The following is a 20281-nucleotide window of genomic DNA, read 5'->3' as shown; positions in this document are numbered from 1 at the left end:
TTTCCCTGTTGAACCTTGGGGGGACCGTCATGACGAGCGAAGCAAGAACCGTTCACAAGACCTGCAACCTGTGCGAGGCAACATGCGGCCTTCTGATTGACGTGGAGGACAACCGGGTCGTCAAGATCCGTGCCGACGAGAACGACCCCTTCAGCCGCGGCCATATCTGTCCCAAGGCATTCGCCCTGAAGGAGATACAGGAAGACCCTGACCGCCTGAAATTCCCCATGCGGCGAACGGCGAGCGGCTGGCAGCGGATTTCGTGGGAAGAGGCGCTTTCCGAGACGGCGGAGAAGCTCGCCGGCATCCAGAAGCGGCACGGCGAGAACGCCGTCGCCGCCTACATGGGTAATCCGTCGGCCCATAACTTCGGGACGGCGATGTTCGGCATCCAGCTACTCAAGACCCTGCACACGAAGAACAAGTTTTCGGCAAGCTCGGTGGACCAGAACCCCAAGCACGCCTCCAGCCTGTTCCTGTTCGGCAACATCCTTTCGATGCCCATACCAGACCTGGACCGCACCCAGTTTCTGCTGGTCCTTGGCGCCAACCCCATGACCTCCAACGGCTCGATCATGACTGCGCCCGATATCCGTACGCGTCTCAAGGACATCCAGCGGCGAGGCGGGAAGATCGTCGTCGTGGACCCGCGGCGCACCGAAACCGCCAGGCTCGCCAATGACCACATCGCCATCCGGCCAGGGTCAGATGCGCTGCTGATCGCGGCAATTCTAAACACGATCTTCGCTGAAAAGCTGGAGAAAGACAGCCCCGCGATGCGGCTGACGACCGGCCTTGACGCCGTGAGATCGAAAACGGTTCCTTTTACGCCGGAAGCCGTGGCTCCGGCGCTGGACCTCCCCGCCGAAAAGATCCGGCAACTCGCACGGGACTTCGCCGGTGCGCCATCGGCCGTCTGCTACGGCCGCATCGGCACCTGTCTGCACGAGTTCGGCACGCTTTCGTCGTGGCTGGTGGATGCGCTCAATCTGGTCACAGGTAACCTGGACCGCGAGGGCGGTGCCATGTTCACCCATCCGGCGGTGGATCTGCTCCCCAACGCCCCGCGTCTGGGGCTTCAGGGTCACCGCGACGTCTGGCGGAGCCGGGTACGTGGCGTCCCGGAGTTCAACGGCGAACTGCCGGTCGCCTGTCTCGCCGAGGAGATTCTCACCCCCGGTGACGGGCAGATACGCGGCATGGTCACGATCGCAGGTAATCCGGTGCTCTCCACGCCGAATGGCAACCAGCTCGACAAGGCGTTCAGCCAGCTTGAGTTCTATGTGGCATTCGACATCTACACCAACGAAACCACCCGCCACGCGCACATTATCCTGCCGCCCACGTGGTCACTGGAGCACGACAACTACGAGTTCGCTTTCCATATGTTCGCAGTCCGGAATACGACGAAATACTCCCCGCCGGTGCTGGAGCCCGAACCCGGCACGATGCATGAATCGGATATCCTTACTGACCTAAACCTGCGCCTCATCGAGAAAAAGTCGAAAAACCCGGCCGCAAAACTGGCGGCAAGGGCCGCCCGGATGGCAAAGGTGATGCCCACTCCGCGAACGATCCTGGATCTTCTGCTCCGCACCGGTCCCTATGGCGACAAGTTCCTGCCGTGGAAGCGCGGCCTGTCGCTGAAAAAGCTGGAGGAAAATCCCAAGGGAATAGATCTGGGGCCGCTTCGCCCCGCGCTCGACCGGGTGCTGCAGAGCAAGGACCGGAAAATCCACCTTGATCACGAGCTGATGCTCGGCGAGCTCAGGCGCCTGGAAGGCCAGATGCGTGAACTCGCTGCGGCCAACGGGCAGAAGCCCAACGGCAAGCTGCTGCTGATTGGCCGCCGTGACCTGCGGACTAACAACTCCTGGGCCCACAACGCCAGATCGCTGGTGAAAGGCGGCGTCCGGTGCGATCTCATCATGCACCCGGACGATGCCGAAAGGCTCGGTTTCAGGAATCACGACAGTGTCCGTATCAAAAGCCGCGTGGGAGAAGTCACAACGAAGATTGCTGTTTCCGACGAGATACTGCCCGGAGTCGTGAGTCTGCCCCACGGATGGGGCCATGCACGGCCAGGTGTCAAACTTGGCGTCGCCAGCGAATTTGCCGGGGTGAGCTGCAACGATCTCACCGATGACAGGCTGCTGGAACCGATTGTCGGCAACGCCATCCTGAACGGTGTACCGGTGGAAGTGGTAAGGGCGTAACTACCCTTTTATGAACGCCGCCGCTGTCGCCACGACGACGGCGACGAGCAGAAACCATCTCAGTGCCTGCTGGCTGGCACCGATGGCGAACCGGACACCCAGACGCGAGCCCACTACGGTCGCTGCGGCGAGTATGAGCCCGGGTATCCAGAGGACCTGCCCGGCGAACAGGAACACCGCCAGTGGCACGACACCGAATACTCCAGAAATGGCAATCTTGAGCGCGTGGGCACGGACAAGATCATAACGAAGCAGTCCGCACAGCAGCATCAGCGACAGGAAGCCAACCCCACCCTGCACGAAGCCGCCGTAAACTCCGACACCAAACAGCCAGAAGACCGCCGACGGCCGCTCTGCCACGGTATAGGGCCGCTGATCCTCCGGCGGAGTCATCCAGTCGGGACGGGCAACAACGAGGACCGTGATCGCCACCATCGAAACCAGCAGAGCGGGTTTGAGGATTCCTGGGGGAAGCCAGGCTGCGGCCACCGAGCCGGCAAGGGAACCAGCGACTGCGGGCCCCAGTATCGCCACCGCCGCTTTCGTATCGAACTTTCCGGCACTGTGGAAACCATGCACGGTCGAAGCCGACTGGGCCAGCACCGACAGGCGGTTCGTTCCGTTGGCCAGGTCCGCCGGAAGCCCGATCAGCATCAGCGCCGGGAGCGTGAGCAGGGAACCGCCCCCGGCCACGGTATTGATGAAGCCGGACGCGATACCGGCGGCAATCAGCGCGGCCAGATGGAATTGGGAAAGATCGTATGTCCCGTACACAGGGGGCCGAGCCTAGCGGCAGCAGCAGGTTTCGGAAAGAGCGGGGCCAGAACCCAACTTGCCCTACCCGAACGGGCTGGCTAACGCACATCCATAAAGGCAGGAGGGTTCCGCCGGTTTCCGCCGTCCCGTTCCACCTTTTGCCAAGCACATGAGTTCCACCCCCCCATCACCCCCACAAGGCCCGGACGCCGCCAGTTCAGCCGGCAGCACAGCCGGACGTTCCCCGGCGGGCCACGGCCGGCTTGGTGTCCTTGTTCTCGGCAGCCTTGGCGTCGTATTCGGCGACATCGGCACAAGCCCCCTCTATGCCATCCGGGAATGCTTCAGCGGCAGCCATTCGGTTCCGGTGAGTGAAGGCTCGGTCATGGGTGTTGTTTCACTCATCTTCTGGGCCCTGACGCTGATCGTATCGGTCAAGTATCTCGTTCTGATTCTCCGGGCCGACAACAAGGGCGAGGGCGGCATCCTGTCGCTCATGGCAATGATTGCGCCTCCCCGCGGCGAGTCTCCGGCCAGGCACCTCCACTGGTTTGCCATTCCTGTGGGTATCTTCGGCGCAGCGTTGCTGTACGGCGATGGGCTCATCACCCCGGCCATTTCAGTCATGAGCGCCGTCGAGGGGCTCGAGATCGCCGCGCCCGGACTTGGACAATATGTCGTTCCCATTTCCATCTGTATCCTGTTCGGACTCTTTTCTGTGCAGAAGTTCGGTACAGGAAAGGTGGCATCGGTATTCGGCCCGATCATCGTGGTCTGGTTTGCCACCCTGTTCGGCCTCGGCGTCAATGCCATCGGGGCCGCGCCGCAGATCCTCGGGGCAGTGAATCCGGTCCATGCCGTCCGGTTTTTCCTGGATTATGGGCACCAGGCATTCGTGGTCCTCGGCTTCGTGTTTCTGGCCGTCACCGGATGCGAGTCGATCTATGCCGACATGGGACATTTCGGGAAAAAACCGATCCGGATCGGCTGGTATGGCCTTGTATTCCCTGCCCTGCTTGCCAACTACTTTGGCCAGGGCGCCCTGCTGCTCACCGATCCAGAGGCAGCCCGGAACCCTTTTTACCTGCTGGCGCCCCGCTGGTTCCTCTATCCGCTGATCGTGCTGGCCAGCACGGCGACTGTCATCGCCTCGCAGGCGCTCATCTCCGGCGTCTTCTCGATCACACGGCAGGCGGTCCAGCTCGGATACCTGCCCCGGCTCGAAATCCGCCACACCTCCTCCGAGGAAATCGGCCAGATCTATGTCCCGGTCGTGAACTGGCTGCTGCTGGCAGCGACCATCCTCGTTGTGCTCGAGTTCCGCAGCTCCAGTTCGCTCGCGCATGCCTACGGCGTCGCCGTGACGACTACGATGGTCATCACCACCACGCTCGCATTCATCCTCATGCGTCACCTCTGGAAGTGGCCCGCCTGGGCGGCGATTCCGGTCACCGTTCTGTTTCTGTCCATAGATCTGGCGTTTTTCTCCACCAACATCATCAAGGTCCATGAGGGTGGGTGGCTTCCGCTTCTGGTTGGCGCCCTCGTATTCACGGTGATGACCACCTGGCGCCGCGGACGGGAGATCCTGGGTGAGCGGCTGCGCGAACTGCATATCCCGCTGGAAGTGCTGCTCCGTGACATCCATGACAACAGCATTCCGAGGGTCAAGGGGACGGCGGTATATCTCACCGGCAGCGCGGCCGGCGTGCCCCACTCGCTGCTCCACCTGCTCCGCTACTCCCGCGTGGTCCATGAGCGGGTGGTCCTGCTCACAGTCGAAACCCTTGAAACCCCGTTTGCCAACATCCGCGAGGGCATTGAGGTCCAGGAACTGGGCGAGGGGTTCTACCGCGTGCTGATCCGGTACGGTTTCATGCAGTCACCGAATATCCCGCTGATCCTTCCCCTGTGCAAGGATCATGGGCTCAGCCTGAACCCAATGGACCTTACCTATGTCCTCGGACGGGAGACGCTGATCCCTTCAAAGCGCAGGGGAATGGCCATCTGGCGTGAAAAGCTGTTTTCACTCATCTCACGAGCAGCCCGGCAATCGATGGCCTACTTTGGCCTGCCCCCCTCCCGCGTGATCGAGGTCGGCGTCCAGATCGAGATGTAGTGCGACGGCCGTTTCACGCCTTGGGAAAAAGTGCCATTCAAGCTATACTGGCAGCCAATCAGCGCCCCGCTTATATGCGGGGATAACTATCAACCCTTAGGACCAATTTGAGGACTTCCGTCATGGCTACTCCAGCCACTGGCGGTCCACAGGACCGCCCTTTTGCCATCAAGGATTGCGCGTTGATCTCTATCGCCACCGGCCGGCGGGCCCAGAACCTGCGTGAGTTCCGCGACCACCTGCTCACGGTGGATGCCGAGAGCATTTACCATCATTTTTGGGGCGGACTGCTCCGTCCGCAGTTCGACGACCCCGAATACAGCAACGACTTCGCCGTCTGGGCACGGCACGGCCTGCATGATGCCGTGCTCGCCGAACGGCTCGCAGTCGTTGACCCCTCCGACTTCCATGACCTGGATGAACTCCGCCGCGAACTGGTGGATATCATCGAGGAACGGCTCGACAGCATGGAGCATGTGCCGTGGGCGAAATCAGGGGAGGCGATCCACTTCATCCGCGGACAGCTTGTGATTCTGGACACCCACTTTTCAGCCGCCCGCCCGGAAGACTTCATTGACCTGATGCCAAAGCTGTCTCTTGGCAGCATTTACTACCATTTCATCGATGCCCGCCGCCGCGAGCCGCTCAAGACGGATGACTTCAGCGTCTGGCTGGAAGGTCTCGGCCCGGCGTACGACCAGCTTCGAACGAACATACGAAGTGTCGACCCGTACCTGGCCTCGCTCGCGGAACTCCGTTCCCGTCTCGGTTCACTGTTTGCACGTCATCTCGGCGGGAAAGGAGCGTGACGGCATGGGAATACTGAAACTCGACGACTATCTCCCGGCCACCGGTCCGGATGTCATCAACCACCTTCGCCAGCTTGGCCGCCATCTGAAAGGCCTCAAGGTGGTTCACGTCAACTCCACCCGCGCCGGAGGAGGTGTCGCCGAAATCCTTCACCGGCTCATACCTCTCAAGCACGAACTGGGAATAGATGCTTCCTGGGAAGTCATTGATGGCAATCCGGACTTTTACGTCTGCACCAAGAGTTTTCATAACGCCTTGCAGGGTGAGCACATTGCGATTCCGGATTCACTGCTCCGCTCCTATGAGGAAACGAATGCCCGGAATGCCGAGCGTTTGCGTCCTGTTCTTGAAGAAGCCGATATCGTTTTCATCCATGATCCCCAGCCGGCACGGCTCCTGGAGCATTGTCCAAACCGGCGAGGCAAATGGGTCTGGCGCTGTCATATCGATGCGAGCCGTCCTCATCGGCCGGTCTGGAAATACTTGCGTGAAATTGTAGGCCACTATGATGCCAGTATTTTTTCGCTGGCCGACTTCGCTCAATCACTCCCGCACCCCCAATACCTGATTCCGCCCAGCATCGATCCCCTGAGCGAGAAAAACACAGATCTGCCCGAGACGGAAATCGTCGCCACCTGCGAACGGTTTAATCTCGATCGCAACCGGCCGATCATCACCCAAGTGTCCCGCTTTGACCGTTTTAAGGATCCGGTCGGCGTGATCGCCGCCTACCGGCTGGCGAAAAGCTATGTGCCGGGACTTCAGCTCGTACTGGCCGGCGGCGGTGCCGACGACGACCCGGAGGGAGCCGCAGTCCTGAACGAAGTCCGCAATGCCGCCGGAGACGACCCCGACCTGCATCTTCTCCTGCTGCCTTCCGATGCACACCGGACGATCAACGCGCTCCAGCGGGCTTCCGATATCGTCCTGCAGAAATCGACCCGTGAGGGGTTCGGCCTCACCGTCACGGAAGCGCTATGGAAAGGGAAACCGGTAATCGGCGGAGACACCGGTGGAATCCGGCTCCAGGTGATCAATCACCACACTGGCTTCCTCGTCAGCACTCCGGAAGGTGCGGCCATCCGTATCCGTTACCTGCTGGGACATCCCCAGCTGGCATCTTCAATGGGGAAGACGGCCCGGAAGTTCGTTCGCGACAACTTCCTGATCACCCGGCACCTGAGAGAATACCTCACACTCATGGTTGCTCTCGCCACCGGTGCTGGACCGCGAATAGAACTGGATTAGAAAGGTAATGCCTCCAGTGAAGGTGCTTCGACCCCAGCCTGACCCCGATGCGGTCAACCGGCGAATCACCAATGGCACTGAACTGGTCTTGATGCTCGACTATGACGGGACTCTCGCCCCATTCCAGGCTGACAGACATCTGGCGTACCCGTCACCCTGGGTGCTGCCCGTCCTCAAGTCGTGGATGAACGCCCCGGCCGTCCATGTGGCTATTGTCAGCGGGCGACCAGCCGATGAAGTGGCTGCACTGCTCCGCTTCGATCCCCTTCCCGATATCTGGGGTGCCCATGGGTGGGAGGTCCGCCGTTCCAGTGGACAACTGGACCGGCGGAAGCCCCCCGCACTCGCACGGGCCGGCCTTGACCTGGCCATGAAAGTCGCCAGCGATGCCGGCTTTTCCCCGCAGATTGAACGGAAAGCCGCCTCGGTGGCGATCCACTGGCGTGGGCTCTCTTCCGGAGAGATCGTCCGTATCCGGCACTGGACTGCTGCGGCATGGGGAGAGATCGCACATAACCATGAACTGCTGCTGCACCCCTTCGATGGCGGACTGGAACTGAAAGCAGGGGAAACCAACAAGGGAACGGCCGTCTCGCAAATCATTTCCGAATCTCCTCCCAATACCTTCGCCATTTATGCGGGCGACGATCTGACCGATGAGGACGCCTTTGCAGTGCTGCCGGATAATGCACTGGGGATACAGGTTGGCCCCGCCACCCGGCCTACCGCCGCCCACTGGCGCCTGGAATCGCCCGAAGAGCTTCAGGGATTACTGGAAAGCTGGCTCAGCCTCCGCTTGGGTACCGGAAAAATATCCAGGGTAACAGAGTAATGAAAAGGAATACTCAAAGGCTGGTCATCGTGGCCAACCGGCTGCCAGTAACCGTCGAACAGACCGGGAACCGCTGGCAGGCAAAACCCAGTTCAGGGGGCCTTGTGACGGCGCTGACGCCGCTACTTAGGAGCCGTGGCGGCATGTGGATCGGATGGCCCGGCACCTCCGATCCAAAGGCCAACACCGAGCAGCTCCTCAGCGACTATCATGACGACACCGGCTTTTTCCTGAAACCGGTACCACTCAGCCAGAACGACGTGGACAGATTCTATCTTGGCTTTTCCAACGAGATCATCTGGCCCCTGTTCCATGATTTCATTACACCCTGCAATTTCGACCCCTCGTACTGGGAAGCCTACCGGCGTGTGAACAGAAGGTTTGCCGACGTGATTATCCACTCCCTTGAGCCAGGAGACTTTCTGTGGGTGCATGACTATCACCTGATGAACGTAGCCCATGAGTTACGTAACCGGAAAGTACCCAACCGGATTGGGTTCTTCCTGCACACGCCGTTTCCGTCTCCGGACAACTTCATCAAGCTACCTTGGCGAGCCGATGTCCTGCGGGGCCTGTTGCAGTTCGATCTGGTTGGTTTCCAGACCATCCGTGATCACCGGAAGTTCCTCCAATGCGTCCGGATGCTGGTGGATGGAGTGAGGATCAAAACCCGTGGCCCGCTCTCCGACATCACCTTTGGCAGACGAAAACTTCGTGTCGGTAGCTTCCCTATCGGTATCGATTTCCATGAATTTTCCAGAGGTGCGCAGGAACCATCTGTTATTGCCCGTTCGGAAAAAATCCATCGTGAATTGCCAAACCGGCAGATCGTTCTCGGCGTGGACCGCTTGGATTATACCAAAGGGATCCCCCACCGGCTTCGGGCGTTTGAGGAAGCCCTGAAAAAGCATCCTGAACTGCAGGGGCACGTCACTTTCGTACAGGTCGTAGTTCCCAGCCGCCAGATCATCCCTCAGTACCGGCAACTCAAGACCGAAATCGAGCAGCTCGTCAGCAGGATCAACGGTCAGTTCAGCCAGCTCGGCTGGGTGCCGATCCACTACTTCTACCGGAATCTCAACCGGGCTGAACTGCTCGCCAACTACCGGGTCGCCGACGTAGCCCTGGTGACGCCGCTGAAAGACGGTATGAATCTTGTCGCCAAGGAGTATTGCGCCTGCAAGTCCGACCTGAATGGAGCACTGATCTTAAGTGAATTCGCCGGTTCGGCCGGCCAGCTCCAGTCCGGGGCCCTGCTCGTCAATCCCTTCGATATCGAAGGGATGGGTGCAGCTATTCACCAGGCGATTATCATGTCTCCGGAAGAAAGACGGACGCGTATGCGTAAGCTCCGCCGTATCGTCGAGCGGGATAACATCGGTCGCTGGGTGAACGACTTTCTGCAGGCCGTCATCGACCGGGATTTGCGCCATTTCCCGATCCGCGGGCCCGTGCCGGACTATACGCCCGGCATTTCAATCTGAGCCATATGACTTAAATCAGTTTCGCCCACCACGCGGCGCGGCATGCTGTTTCCAGAATGGCTATAAAGGACTCCACACGGACAGCCCTGACTATTGGCGCAGGTTGCGCCCTCATAGCCGGTGCAACGGCATGGCATCATTCGCCGTGGGCGCCGGATGGTGCGGCGATTGATGCGGCGCTGGTTTTGCCTGTGGTCATAGCCGTCCTGCAGCCGTACCGGGCCGTCACCTTCCTGCTGGCCCTGCTCTCGTCACTAGCGGCCGTCATTCTCCATGCTCCGGCCAGTGGAGAAACTCTGGCCGCCTCGCTCGCGGCCATGCTGCTGCCCCTCACCGGCATCTGGCTCACGGCATACATCGTTCTGCTCCGCCAGCGTATCGAGCCGGGAGCAGCGGCGAGTGCAACAGAACTCAAAAACTATCTGGACACTGCGGACATCATTTATGTCGTGCTCGATCCCGCAGGAACCGTCCTGCGGATCAATGAGGCGGGCAGCCGGCTGCTGGGTCTGCCCGAAGCAGAGATCATCGGAAAAAACTGGATCGAATCATTTATCCCGCCCAGCCACCGCGGCCAGATCGCCCTCGTCCACAGCATGAACCTGAGGAGCGACGGTACCCGGATTGAACGGTTTGAAAATCCGGTGCTTACCGGCACGGGCGAAATCCGGACTATTTCCTGGCGAAATACCGAGTTGAGGGACGGTCGCGGCCGCATTGCCGGGACCATCAGTTCCGGCATCGACGTGACCGATTCACGCCGCGCCCAGGACCAGCTCGCCCGGTCCCGCAGCGAACTCAGCCGTTACCAGGAAGACCTGCAGCAGTCATTTAAGAACCTGGAGGATTATAAGTTCGCACTCGATCAGGCCGCCATTGTCGCCATTGCCGATAGCAAGGGGCTCATTACCTATGCCAATGACCGGTTCTGCGAGATATCCGGTTACTCGCGTGACGAGCTACTTGGCCGCGACCACCGGATACTGAACTCCGGTCTGCACCCCAGGCCCTTTATGGAAAATCTCTGGAACACGATCCAGTCAGGGAAAACCTGGCGTGGGATCATTCGCAACAAGCGGAAAGACGGAAGCTTTTACTGGGTAGCCACGACCATTATCCCGTTTCTGGGGCGGGACGAAAAGCCCTATCAGTACGTGTCGATCCGGTTCGACATCACTCCGATGGTGGAGGCCGAAACGGCCCGGCAGCGCACGGTCAGGCAGATGCAGGAACAGGCCACACTGGCAAGGCTTGGGGAAATGTCGGCCGTCGTGGCCCACGAGGTGAAGAACCCGCTCGCCGGAATCAGCGGGGCCCTTCAGGTGATCGCCCGCCGGATGCCCGCCGACAACCCCGACCTCAAGATCATCCAGAGTATCCTTGACCGGATTGATACCCTCCATAAGACCATGACCGAGCTGCTCAACTATGCCCGGCCACGAGTGCCCCGGTTTATGCCACTCGATCTGGTTTCCCTCTTTCAGGAGACTGTCAGAAACGCATCACAGGATGCCGACTTCCGGCAAGTCCATGTCGAGTTATCCGGGGACCAGGCCCGCTGCACAGGCGATACGGAGCTTCTCCGCGGAGTGTTCCTGAACCTGCTCATCAATGCCGCGCATGCAATGAACAACTCGGGTACGATCCGCACACACATTGCCTGCGACCAGGAGTGGTGCCGCGTTACCGTAACCGATACCGGCAAGGGGATTCCGCCGGAAATGCAGGAGCGTATTTTTGAACCGTTTTTTACGACCAAGAACCGGGGAGCAGGCCTTGGCCTCGCCATCACTCACCGATCGGTCGAAGCCCATGGCGGCCGCATCGAGGTGAAAAGCGCCCCTGGTGAGGGCACGACAATGACGGTAATCCTGCCGGTCCGGCCCCCGTCCTTGGGATGAGAGGCCCGCCTATTTGTTCTTCATGCCGCGTCTTGGCTTCGCTGTCTTCGGTCCTTTTGACCGGGATGGTCCGTTCATGTCCCACTCGATATCGAGGAAGGCGCCGGGATTTTTCAGGAAATCCTGCCAGAACTGCCCGTAACGGGTGATCTTCCAGCCATCCACAGCGCGGTGATCAAAAAATGCCATGAGCGGCAACCGGTGCCGGATCACCACCTTTCCATTTTCGGCGACTGGCTTAGGCTCGACCCGCCCCACGATCATTGATCCCACCACACCCATGCCGGCAGGCGGCATGAGGGCGAGACCCGTGAACGTCGCTGCCTCATTCATGCCGAGTGAGCTGACTGAAAAACTGCCGGGGCTCATATCCATGTTCGGAACCAGCTCGGCGATATTGAAATTTGTCACGGCAAACTTCGCCACCCGAACGACCGCTCCCAATATGAACGGAGGAACGGCATCGATAATTTTTCCGATCTCGTTCTGGTTTTCCAGCTTCGAACTGGTCTCCTTTGTCGCCCTGACCCGTCCTTTCAGGTCAGTGGCGATTTCATCGAGCGTTTTTTTGTCCGCGTCCCGGATCAGGATCATCGCCGTCTCGCCCTGGCCTCCCAGGTTCACCGGCGCGGCGATATCGATCGTGGGAAGGTCGTAAAGACGTCCAGCCACAATCCGCCGGTTCAGTTCCGGGTATTTCTGGATACTGAGCGCCGCTGCCTTGATAAGCAGCGCAGTCATCGTGACGTGCGTTTCATGGGCGCTGTTGTACCAGTCCAGAAACCGAATGGCGTTCTCGACATCGTAGTCACGGGTCGCGCAGATCGTGGGCGACGTGGGCTCGCCCCAGACATGGAGTGCGATGCGCCTCCACAGCGACAGTTTTTCAGAGGGAACGGGTGTCGGGCGCTGGGCCATGCCTGAGGTCCGCCTTTCCTTGATGCATTTGAGGCAGCGACTCTATCACATGGAAGCGGGAGGTTCGCCGGAACCTTCCGGATCGTACCGGTACCCAAGGCCCCGCACCGTAACAAGATACTGGGGTTCCACCGGGTCTTTCTCGATAAACCGCCGGAGCCGGACGATGAAAGCGTCCGCCGTTCGGGTATTGGTGTCCGGCCGCAGATCCCATACCTTTTCCAGCAATTCGGCGCGGGGGACCAGCCTGCCGGGGTTGGTGGCAAACAGCTTCAGCAGCATCGCTTCCTTCATGGTCAGCGTATGATGCTCTCCCTCCCGGACCAGTTCGTGCCGGGCGAAATCCACCGTGGCTACCCCCATCCGGACCGGGCCTCCTGTACCGGTCGAACCATTCCCTTTCAGCCACTGCTCCCGGCGAAGCAACCCGTTGATATGTGCCAGCAGTACCCGGAAATCGAACGGTTTGGTAAGATAGTCATCCGCTCCGGCTTCGAGGCCTCGCATATGGTCATCCGGCAGGGAACGGGCCGTGAGCATCAGCACCGGCGTATAGTTATCGGCCTTGCGCATGCTGCGTACCACTTCGGTACCGTCCATTCCCGGCAGCATGCCATCGAGCACGACGAGATCGAATTTTTCCTTCTGCACGCGGTCACTCGCCACCCGGCCGTCATCCACGACCGTTACTTCGAAACCCTCCTGGTCCAAGTTGAACTGGAGTCCCCGCGCGAGTGCCGTATCGTCCTCCACCAGCAGCAGCTTAGGCATGGGTCTGCTCCATCTGCACACCGGAAACGGCGGCGAGCGCGGCCTCGTCCATCACAGGCAGAATGACCCGGAACGTCGTCCCCTTACCCTCGCCTTCTGACAGTGCCTCGATCTTTCCCTTGTGCAGGCCAACGGACCGGGCGGCGAGATACAGGCCAAGACCAGAACCAGACCGTCGTTTCACCTGATCGTCCGGGGCGCGATAAAACCGGTCAAACACATAGCCCAGCGCGGAAGTCGATATCCCGACACCTTCGTCGGATACCGTGACAACCGCCTGTCCGGGAACCGTGCAATCCATCGCGATCCGGATACGGATCCGGTCGCCGCTATACTTGACTGCGTTATCCAGCAGGTTGCGGAACAGCACCCGGAGCAGTTCCATGTCACCCCATACGGCCGCGTCTCCGGTCCGGCTCCAGTCACACTGCTCCGCAGCCAAACCGTACCGCTCCCTGGCATCCCGTACGCATTCATCAAGCAACTGCCCCAGTCCCACCGTCTGGAACCGGTCCCGGTAGTCAAATGCATCAATCGTCTGGACTTGGAGTACCTCGTCGATAACCCGGTTCAGCCGGTCGAGTTCCTTGCGCATGGTCCCGTAGAACTCGTTTCGTATTGGCGGGTCCACGTCACGGCTCTGCAGCGTTTCGAGATAGAGCGACAGCGACGCCAGGGGTGTCTTCAGCTCATGGGTGATCGAATCGATGAACGACTGTTGCTGCTCGTTCAGCCGTATCTGCCGGACCAGCCGGATGATGAACAGGATGAGTCCGGTGATGATAAGGGCGAAAAAAAGCGACCCGAACCCCAGCACCACCCAGTGCGAGGCTCCGATCCGCTCCTTAAGCTGGCGCAGGTGCAGATAGTCCCGCACCATCAGGATATTCCAGCCCACAGTGAGCGTCACGGCCGCGATGGTCAGCAGTACGCCGAACGTGACCGTCCGTGCGACACTTGCCCGCTGTTTGGTGCGAGGGATCAGACTGCTACCTCCGGCACGTCTGGACGTCCGGCTTGCTGGCCGAAACGCCCCATGACAGGCTAACGGTATTATGGCCGTACCGTTCGAGTCTATTCGAATCAGAGGTGAAGTCGCCGTCATACGGCTTCAGGGAGAGGCCGCACGGCTGACAGCCCGCAAACAGGATCGTTTCCCCCTGAAACCCGGCGATACCCTCCCGGCTGGTACCCGCTTCCGCCTGGAAGCCGGTGCCGTCATGGAGCTCCGTGGAGAACATGACCCGGCGTTCATCCTGAGCGGCCGGGAACGCGGGCAAATCTACTTTCTCTCGTTCCTTGATGAAAATGAGCTGGGTCACCGGCTGATGAAATAGTGCAGCCTCAAGTCCACCAGAAGTCAGTCTGCGTCTGGGCCGTACCCCAAGCCTAAAGAGGCCAGCCTCACTCCAGATTCGGCCAGGACAATCCTATCTTCCGGTGGCCTTGCCCTACCGAGTGAGGGGGGCTAAACAAGGCCCGGATTTAACGGCTCAAGGCCGTCAAGCACCCGGGATTCGCCTATGCCATCACCGCGCAAGAACCCTCCGGTTATTCAGGCCCTGATCCAGGCACACGAGCTGTCCTGGACGGCCGAAGACTGGTCAGTCCGGCTTGACGTGCTGGACCGGCGTTACCGGGAAACCGGACAGGAAAACGATTTCCGGCTCGGTTTGTCCCATTTCCTCGCCTCTGCCCGGCTCAAGCGGCCCGAGTTCGCCGACGAAATCCGGCGGCGTATCTGAGATACCAGTGACCGTAGCCAAGCGCGTTCTCGTCTGCGATGACGACCCCAATCTCTCGAAGCTCCTCAAGACAACGCTGGAGCGGATGCTGGACGTCTCCGTTACGACAGTGCCGTCAGGACTGGATGCACTGGAACTGCTCGAAAAGGAACAGTTTGACCTGATGGTTCTGGATCATCTGATGCCGAACATTGACGGTCTCGAAACGCTCAAACGGCTCCGGAACAGCCCCGCTGGGAAGGAGATGCCGGTACTTTTCTATTCGGCCATTGACCTCCGCATCGTCGCCGTCCGCGAAGGCGCAAACCAGTTTTTGCGCAAGCCGTCCAACGTCACCGAGATTTCACGCACCTGCGCCGGTTTGCTTGGAATCGGGATGAACGGGGCATAGCACTTCTTTTGTCCGTGATTCGCGCCGGCGTGTCTTTTGCCTGAATCCGGTATACTGGGCTCCACGATGAACCCTGACCCCTTGAACATCCCCGAGCGGCTCACCCGGGCTGGCTATTCCCGGCTTACCCAGCTTTCGCTCGAGCACGAGGCCCGCTACCGCTTCGCCGCCCAGCTCGCGCCTAGCCGCCGGGTTCTGGATGTGGGCTGTGGTGAGGGGATTTTCCTCGGTCTGGCGCGGGACACTGGTGCCACCGAACTATTCGGGCTCGACCGGTCACCAGAGGCCATTACCGCCGCACGCGAGCGGCTGGGCGAGAACGTTCATCTCCAGCAGGGTATGGCAGAAACGCTCCCTTATGCCGACCGGTCCTTTGATCTTGTCTGCGCCATGGAAGTGATCGAGCATCTGGAAGAGCCCGGCGCCGCCGTGGCCGAGTTCCGCCGTGTGGTCAGGCCAGACGGGCATGTCATTATTAGTGTGCCCAATGACGAACTCCTGACCGGTTCAAACCCCCATCATCGCGTGAAGTTCAGCCAGGGCCGTTTCATGGGTCTCCTTCGCCAGCACTTTCCCCACGTCCGGCTGTTCCGGCTCGTCACCTATGCTGGAGCAACCGTGCTGCCCGTCGGACACGAGGAAATGTCTGTCCGGCTTCCGGACCTTGAGCATCGTGGCTGGACGGCGGTCGCCTCCATGCGGAAACTCGGTGCCGGCATCCAGAACACCAGTGCACTGGGGCCCTTGTCCCGTTTTGAGGTAGAAAGTACCAGCGGATACCGGCAGGTGATCCACCAGCTCACGCAGGAGGTAACCGGGCTCAAGGCCGGCCTGAGGGACCTGCGCCAATCGGTTCTCTACCGGCTTCTTCACCAGATGGCGCGGGGAGCCTCTCGCCTCGACCTCGCCGTGCCCGAGTGGTTGCTCCCCGAAGGTTTCCGCCGCCGTCCCGGCGATACACCGGGGCCGGACGGCGTTCCGGACAGGACGGAATCCCGATGACCGGCGGTTTAAAAGCCTCGGGGCTTTCCAAATGGTTCGGGCGGGGAGTTCCGCCCGCCGCTACCAATAACCCGGCGGGCGGCATCTGGGCCCTGGCAGACGTGAATTTCACGATCCAGCCGGGCGAATCGGTCGGTCTCGTCGGCCCCAATGGGGCCGGGAAAACCACCCTGCTCCGGCTCGCTGCCGGAGTTCTTACTCCCACACGCGGCACAATTGCCCTGAGCGGCCGGGTATCAAGTGTCCTTGAGCTCACGGCCCCTTTCTCGGCCGTTCTGTCGGGCGCCGAGAACCTCCGTCTTGCACTCCTGCTTCGCGGCATCCCCGAAGATCGCATGGAGATTGCATGGAACGAGGCGGCCAGTTTCAGCGGTCTTGGCGACCGGCTGGGAAAACCACTCGCCACCTATTCACAGGGAATGATCCTGCGCCTGGGGTTCGCCGCCGCCACGGTTGAGACGGGTGACATCCTCCTGCTGGACGAAGTGCTGCTCGTGGGCGATGAGGAGTTCCAGATCAAGTGCAACCGCAAGATCGCCTCGATCCTTGATCGTGGCACATCGGTCATCTTCGCCTCCCATGACCTATACCGCGTGGAACACATGTGCCGCCGGACCCTGTGGCTGGAATCCGGGCGCCTCATGGCGGATGGACCCAGCGGCGAAGTAATCGATACCTACCAGCGTTCGGCCGGCGACCGGCGGCAGGTCGCCATGGGCATATGGGGACTTTCGGGCCAGTGGGTGAACTATCAGCCACAACATATCCCGGTACAAATCCGGAATTTCCGCCTGTTCGGACGCGACAGGGTACAGGCACGCCAGTTCCAGACCGGAGGCTGGTTCGGCTTCGAACTGGACTCGGTCGCCGACGGGACCGTGGCTGATTACGACCTCTTTTTTTACGTGCACCGGGAAGACGGTATCATGATCAGCCAGTTCGCCTATCCCGTACGTGGAGCGGCGGGCCGGACAATGCATGTGGAAGGCTGCATAGACAGCCTGCCGCTCGTTACCGGTAATTTTGGTCTGAATGTTGCTGTCATTCCTGAAGGGCTGCTGGTTGGCTACCACGATCCCATGCAGAACCGGCGGGTATTTGCCGTGAACAACAGCAAGGGCGACCGGGCCCATCGCTCCGGCGTCGTCACGCTCCCGGTCATCTGGAACCCGTTTCAGCGGGGCGGGAGCCAGCCCGGAGAGCCCCAGCCATGAAGGGTATCTGGCGGATTTACCGCAACCTGGTCATCACGGACCTCAAGATCCGCTATGGCGGAAGCTTCGCCGCCAAGTTCTGGGTGCTGTTCCAGCCGATGTTTTACCTGTTGTTCATGACCGTGGTCTTTTTCGGGGTTCTGGATGTCCGGTTCGGTGGCGGCGGACTGACTGGCTACGTGTCGGCCCTGTTCCTGGGCCTGCTACCCTTCCTGGCGCTGCAGGAGTCGCTCGTCCGGGCGAGCGTTTCCATGTTCGAGCGCGCCCAGCTCATCCGCTGCTACCCGGTCAACAAGTATCTGGTTCCGCTGGTCCCCTGCGGGCCTGCCCTCATCACCCAAGGGATCGCCACGACTGCGGGCATCCTGATTCTCACCGTCGTGGGTCGCGGACATCCCACCATGCTGCTGGTCCCCGCGGTGATCGGCATACAGATCGCCGGCCTGACCGGCCTGTCGCTACTGGCAGCCGCCTTTTTCATCGAGCGGCGCGAACTCCAGCCGCTCCTGCACTGGGCATTGCAGGGATGGCTGTTTCTCTCGCCTGTTTTCTATCCCCAGGAAAAACTCCCCGGCTTTCTCGGCACCGCCTCCCTTGGGTTCAACCCGCTGGCGCAGTGGGCGGTGCTGGGACGTCTCGTGGTGATCGAAGGGCGCGTGGGGCCGCCGGAAGTATGGGGTGTGGCCCTGCTCCTGAACCTCGCCCTGCTGGCGGCAGGGGTATTCTGGTACAGCCACCGCTACCCGGTGCTGGTTGACCGGGTCTGAATACAAGGTATCCCTTCCCGTCATGCCCACCCTCCGTTACCAGAGCCGGATGATCGAACTCACCGATGACGGCTTCGCCGCTGTCAAAAACGCACTGGATGCTTTCGTGCGCGGTGTCTCCATGGATACCTATCTGGACACGATCCCTCCGGAAGCAGCGGAGATGGTGAACAGTATCGTCAAGGATCTCTCCATGCAGGCGTTCGCCGGAGGTACACCCGGTGGCTACACACACCGCTGGCGCGGACTCGTCAAGAACTTTCTCGAAAGCCTGGGCAATCCTTGATGCCGGAAACTCCCGATAACACCGGTCCCACCCTCACCTGGCTCGGTACGGCCGGGCTCCAGTTCCAGATGGACGGCCATGTGCTGCTGGTGGACCCCTACTATACCCGGCTCACGCTGGCCGAATTCGTGACCGGCCGGGCGGCGAGCCGTGATGAAATCATCCGCCGCCACCTGCCCCTGGCCGCCGACGCCGTGCTCATCACCCATAGCCACTTCGATCATCTGCTTGATGCGCCCGTGGTCGAGAGGCTCACGGGCGCTACCATCGTCGGCTCCTCCACGACCTACAACCTGTGCCGGGGGCGAGGTGTTCCAGAGGACCGGCTGGTCATTGTCAGAGGGGGCGAACTCCTCGAGTTCGGGCCGTTCCGCGTGAAGGTCTACCGGTCACGGCACTCGCGGTTCCTGTTCGGGCGCGTTCCGCTGGAAGGAGAAGTCGATCATCCGATTACCCCCAAACGGGCATGGGACTACCGGGTGGGCCCGGTGTTTATCTACCGAATCGAGGCCGGGGGTGTGAGCACGCTGGTGCTCGGTTCGGCCGACCTGGAGGACGAGGCACTTTCCGACGCCCGGTCGGATATTCTCTGCCCCTGTGTCGCCGGACACCAGAGCACACACCAGTTCCTGCCCCGAATCCTGAAGCTATGCCAACCGAAAGCCCTCATGCCCATCCATTATGACAACTTCTTCCTGCCCTACGAGACAGGTGTAAAGGAACTTCCCGGCGCATCGTTCCGGAAGTTTGTGCAGCTGGCCCGCGAGGAAGCTCCCCTGCTCCGGGCTTACCGGCCGGACTTTTTCGAGCCGCTCGATTTGCGACGGATGGCTGAAGGCTGAACCGTCACATCTTCCGGATTGCAGGGTGGTAGTCCGAGCATCCACCTTGACCCCTGTCCCTCGTTCGCATAGTAAATGGGCAAACACGGTGCCTTTCAGGCCGAAACAGGAGATTCCATGCGCAATATCTTTTTGAGTGCCGTCACCGGCCTTGCATTGGCCCTATCAGCCGCAGCCTGCGGCAGCAACGGTGCGGCTCCCGGAGCAACATTCCTTCCCGGTGACTATGTGGCGGGGTTCGCCGCCGGGTATGAAGACAACTATGTGGATTGCAGCGGTTTTCACTATGACGTCGCAATGGAGACCTTTGGCCTCCTACAACTGACCGTGGATGAGGACGGCACCATCACCGGGACCTTTACCGATTATTACGGTGTTCCCCTGTCCTCCCTGCCGGGTGAAGATGACGGCTATGGCGATGAGTATGAGGTGGAAGGCACGGCTGTGGGCACCGACTTCGAGGCCGAAATTCTCGATCATGATCTGGAGCTGAGCATCACTGGCACAATCAGCGGAACAGGTGTGCTTCTGGGGAAAGGCTCCTCCGGAGCCGAAAGCGGCCTGCTGGCCCATGCCGCAGGCCTCGAAACCAGTGATGCCGATACGGCCATTGCCCGCGGGTATTTCAGTCTCTACAAAACCGAAGAGAGCCACCACGGACGCGTGGCGCTCATTTCCAGGGACAACGAACTCCACGGGGTGTTTCTGAGTTCGGAGTTTTTCGGGATTCTGGACACGGACCTCTCAGCCGCCGCTTGTCCGCTCTTTACGCCGAACAACTGCAGTGATGATGCAAAGCTGACAGGAACCCTGTTCGGTGATACAGATGTGGAGTTCGAGCTTGACGTCCTTGAGGTTGACGTGAACTACGCGTCCGAAATGAGCTATTTGTACGTGTTTAACACCGGCTTCTCAAACGCCGACTATGATGGTTTTTTAAACGCCGAAACTTCGTACTGCTATAACTGGGACTATTGAC

The 20281-nt window shown here is 60.4% G+C and carries 20 protein-coding genes; 16 read left to right on the top strand and 4 right to left on the bottom strand.

Annotated elements, in window-relative coordinates:
* Window positions 1-29: 29 nt before the first annotated feature.
* Window positions 30-2216, top strand: coding sequence for a molybdopterin-dependent oxidoreductase (locus KIT79_13780; GenBank protein ID MCW5830372.1), 2187 nt, complete (start codon window positions 30-32; stop codon window positions 2214-2216).
* Here KIT79_13780 and KIT79_13775 read toward each other — a convergent pair whose 3' ends face one another.
* Entirely contained in the window at window positions 2217-2990 is a 774-nt protein-coding gene (locus tag KIT79_13775; GenBank protein MCW5830371.1) for a sulfite exporter TauE/SafE family protein, read from the bottom strand. It lies immediately after the preceding gene.
* 151 nt (window positions 2991-3141) lie between these two features.
* Here KIT79_13775 and KIT79_13770 point away from each other — a divergent pair, with 151 nt between their 5' ends.
* The 6 genes from KIT79_13770 to KIT79_13745 all read left to right on the top strand — a co-directional run bounded on the left by KIT79_13770 (window position 3142) and on the right by KIT79_13745 (window position 11366).
* Window positions 3142-5091 carry a potassium transporter Kup gene (locus KIT79_13770; protein ID MCW5830370.1) on the top strand — a complete coding sequence of 650 codons (1950 nt, stop codon included), beginning with the start codon at window positions 3142-3144 and terminating at the stop codon, window positions 5089-5091.
* A 122-nt stretch (window positions 5092-5213) separates the two neighbouring features.
* Entirely contained in the window at window positions 5214-5900 is a 687-nt protein-coding gene (locus KIT79_13765; GenBank protein MCW5830369.1) for a hypothetical protein, read from the top strand.
* A gap of 4 nt (window positions 5901-5904) precedes the next feature.
* A complete protein-coding gene (locus tag KIT79_13760; GenBank protein MCW5830368.1) occupies window positions 5905-7149 on the top strand; it encodes a glycosyltransferase in 1245 nt (414 codons plus the stop codon).
* Window positions 7150-7156: 7 nt separating this feature from the next.
* Window positions 7157-7981 (top strand): trehalose-phosphatase, encoded by an 825-nt coding sequence (gene otsB, locus KIT79_13755; protein ID MCW5830367.1) that lies wholly within the window; start codon window positions 7157-7159, stop codon window positions 7979-7981.
* The gene (locus KIT79_13750) at window positions 7981-9465 is read left to right on the top strand and encodes a trehalose-6-phosphate synthase (GenBank protein ID MCW5830366.1); all 1485 of its coding nucleotides are present in this window, start codon (window positions 7981-7983) and stop codon (window positions 9463-9465) included. Before otsB ends, KIT79_13750 begins: the two co-directional genes overlap by 1 nt.
* Window positions 9466-9521: 56 nt before the next feature.
* Window positions 9522-11366: a PAS domain S-box protein gene (locus KIT79_13745; GenBank protein MCW5830365.1), complete on the top strand. Its 1845-nt coding sequence runs from the start codon at window positions 9522-9524 to the stop codon at window positions 11364-11366.
* 9 nt (window positions 11367-11375) lie between these two features.
* On the opposite strand, the gene KIT79_13740 is transcribed toward KIT79_13745, so the two are convergent.
* From KIT79_13740 to KIT79_13730, 3 genes are read right to left on the bottom strand one after another with little or no spacing between them, the layout of a single operon-like run.
* Window positions 11376-12284, bottom strand: a complete 909-nt coding sequence (locus tag KIT79_13740; GenBank protein ID MCW5830364.1) for a 2-oxo acid dehydrogenase subunit E2 — start codon at window positions 12282-12284, stop codon at window positions 11376-11378.
* A 45-nt stretch (window positions 12285-12329) separates the two neighbouring features.
* Window positions 12330-13055 carry a response regulator transcription factor gene (locus KIT79_13735; GenBank protein ID MCW5830363.1) on the bottom strand — a complete coding sequence of 242 codons (726 nt, stop codon included), beginning with the start codon at window positions 13053-13055 and terminating at the stop codon, window positions 12330-12332.
* Complete coding sequence (locus KIT79_13730) at window positions 13048-13965, bottom strand: HAMP domain-containing histidine kinase (GenBank protein MCW5830362.1); 918 nt, start codon at window positions 13963-13965, stop codon at window positions 13048-13050. The genes KIT79_13735 and KIT79_13730 overlap by 8 nt, the downstream gene beginning before the upstream one ends.
* A 145-nt stretch (window positions 13966-14110) precedes the next feature.
* On the opposite strand from KIT79_13730, the gene KIT79_13725 reads away from it, so the two are divergent.
* The 9 genes from KIT79_13725 to KIT79_13685 all read left to right on the top strand — a co-directional run bounded on the left by KIT79_13725 (window position 14111) and on the right by KIT79_13685 (window position 20280).
* Window positions 14111-14392, top strand: a complete 282-nt coding sequence (locus KIT79_13725) for a hypothetical protein (protein MCW5830361.1) — start codon at window positions 14111-14113, stop codon at window positions 14390-14392.
* A 186-nt stretch (window positions 14393-14578) separates the two neighbouring features.
* A complete protein-coding gene (locus KIT79_13720; protein MCW5830360.1) occupies window positions 14579-14800 on the top strand; it encodes a hypothetical protein in 222 nt (73 codons plus the stop codon).
* 7 nt (window positions 14801-14807) lie between these two features.
* A complete protein-coding gene (locus tag KIT79_13715) occupies window positions 14808-15191 on the top strand; it encodes a response regulator (GenBank protein MCW5830359.1) in 384 nt (127 codons plus the stop codon).
* A 66-nt stretch (window positions 15192-15257) separates the two neighbouring features.
* Window positions 15258-16193, top strand: a complete 936-nt coding sequence (locus tag KIT79_13710) for a class I SAM-dependent methyltransferase (protein MCW5830358.1) — start codon at window positions 15258-15260, stop codon at window positions 16191-16193.
* Window positions 16190-17407, top strand: coding sequence for an ABC transporter ATP-binding protein (locus KIT79_13705; protein MCW5830357.1), 1218 nt, complete (start codon window positions 16190-16192; stop codon window positions 17405-17407). The genes KIT79_13710 and KIT79_13705 overlap by 4 nt, the downstream gene beginning before the upstream one ends.
* Window positions 17404-18174, top strand: coding sequence for an ABC transporter permease (locus tag KIT79_13700; protein MCW5830356.1), 771 nt, complete (start codon window positions 17404-17406; stop codon window positions 18172-18174). The genes KIT79_13705 and KIT79_13700 overlap by 4 nt, the downstream gene beginning before the upstream one ends.
* A 22-nt stretch (window positions 18175-18196) precedes the next feature.
* Window positions 18197-18460, top strand: a complete 264-nt coding sequence (locus KIT79_13695) for a hypothetical protein (GenBank protein ID MCW5830355.1) — start codon at window positions 18197-18199, stop codon at window positions 18458-18460.
* Entirely contained in the window at window positions 18460-19302 is an 843-nt protein-coding gene (locus KIT79_13690) for an MBL fold metallo-hydrolase (GenBank protein MCW5830354.1), read from the top strand. The genes KIT79_13695 and KIT79_13690 overlap by 1 nt, the downstream gene beginning before the upstream one ends.
* Before the next feature lie 75 nt (window positions 19303-19377).
* The gene (locus KIT79_13685) at window positions 19378-20280 is read left to right on the top strand and encodes a hypothetical protein (protein ID MCW5830353.1); all 903 of its coding nucleotides are present in this window, start codon (window positions 19378-19380) and stop codon (window positions 20278-20280) included.
* Window position 20281 lies beyond the last annotated feature (1 nt).

The organism is Deltaproteobacteria bacterium, assembly GCA_026129095.1.
Taxonomy (GTDB): domain Bacteria; phylum JAGRBM01; class JAGRBM01; order JAGRBM01; family JAHCIT01; genus JAHCIT01.
The sequence above is the reverse complement of the archived record's forward strand: the minus strand, read 5'-3'. Positions and strand labels throughout refer to the sequence as shown.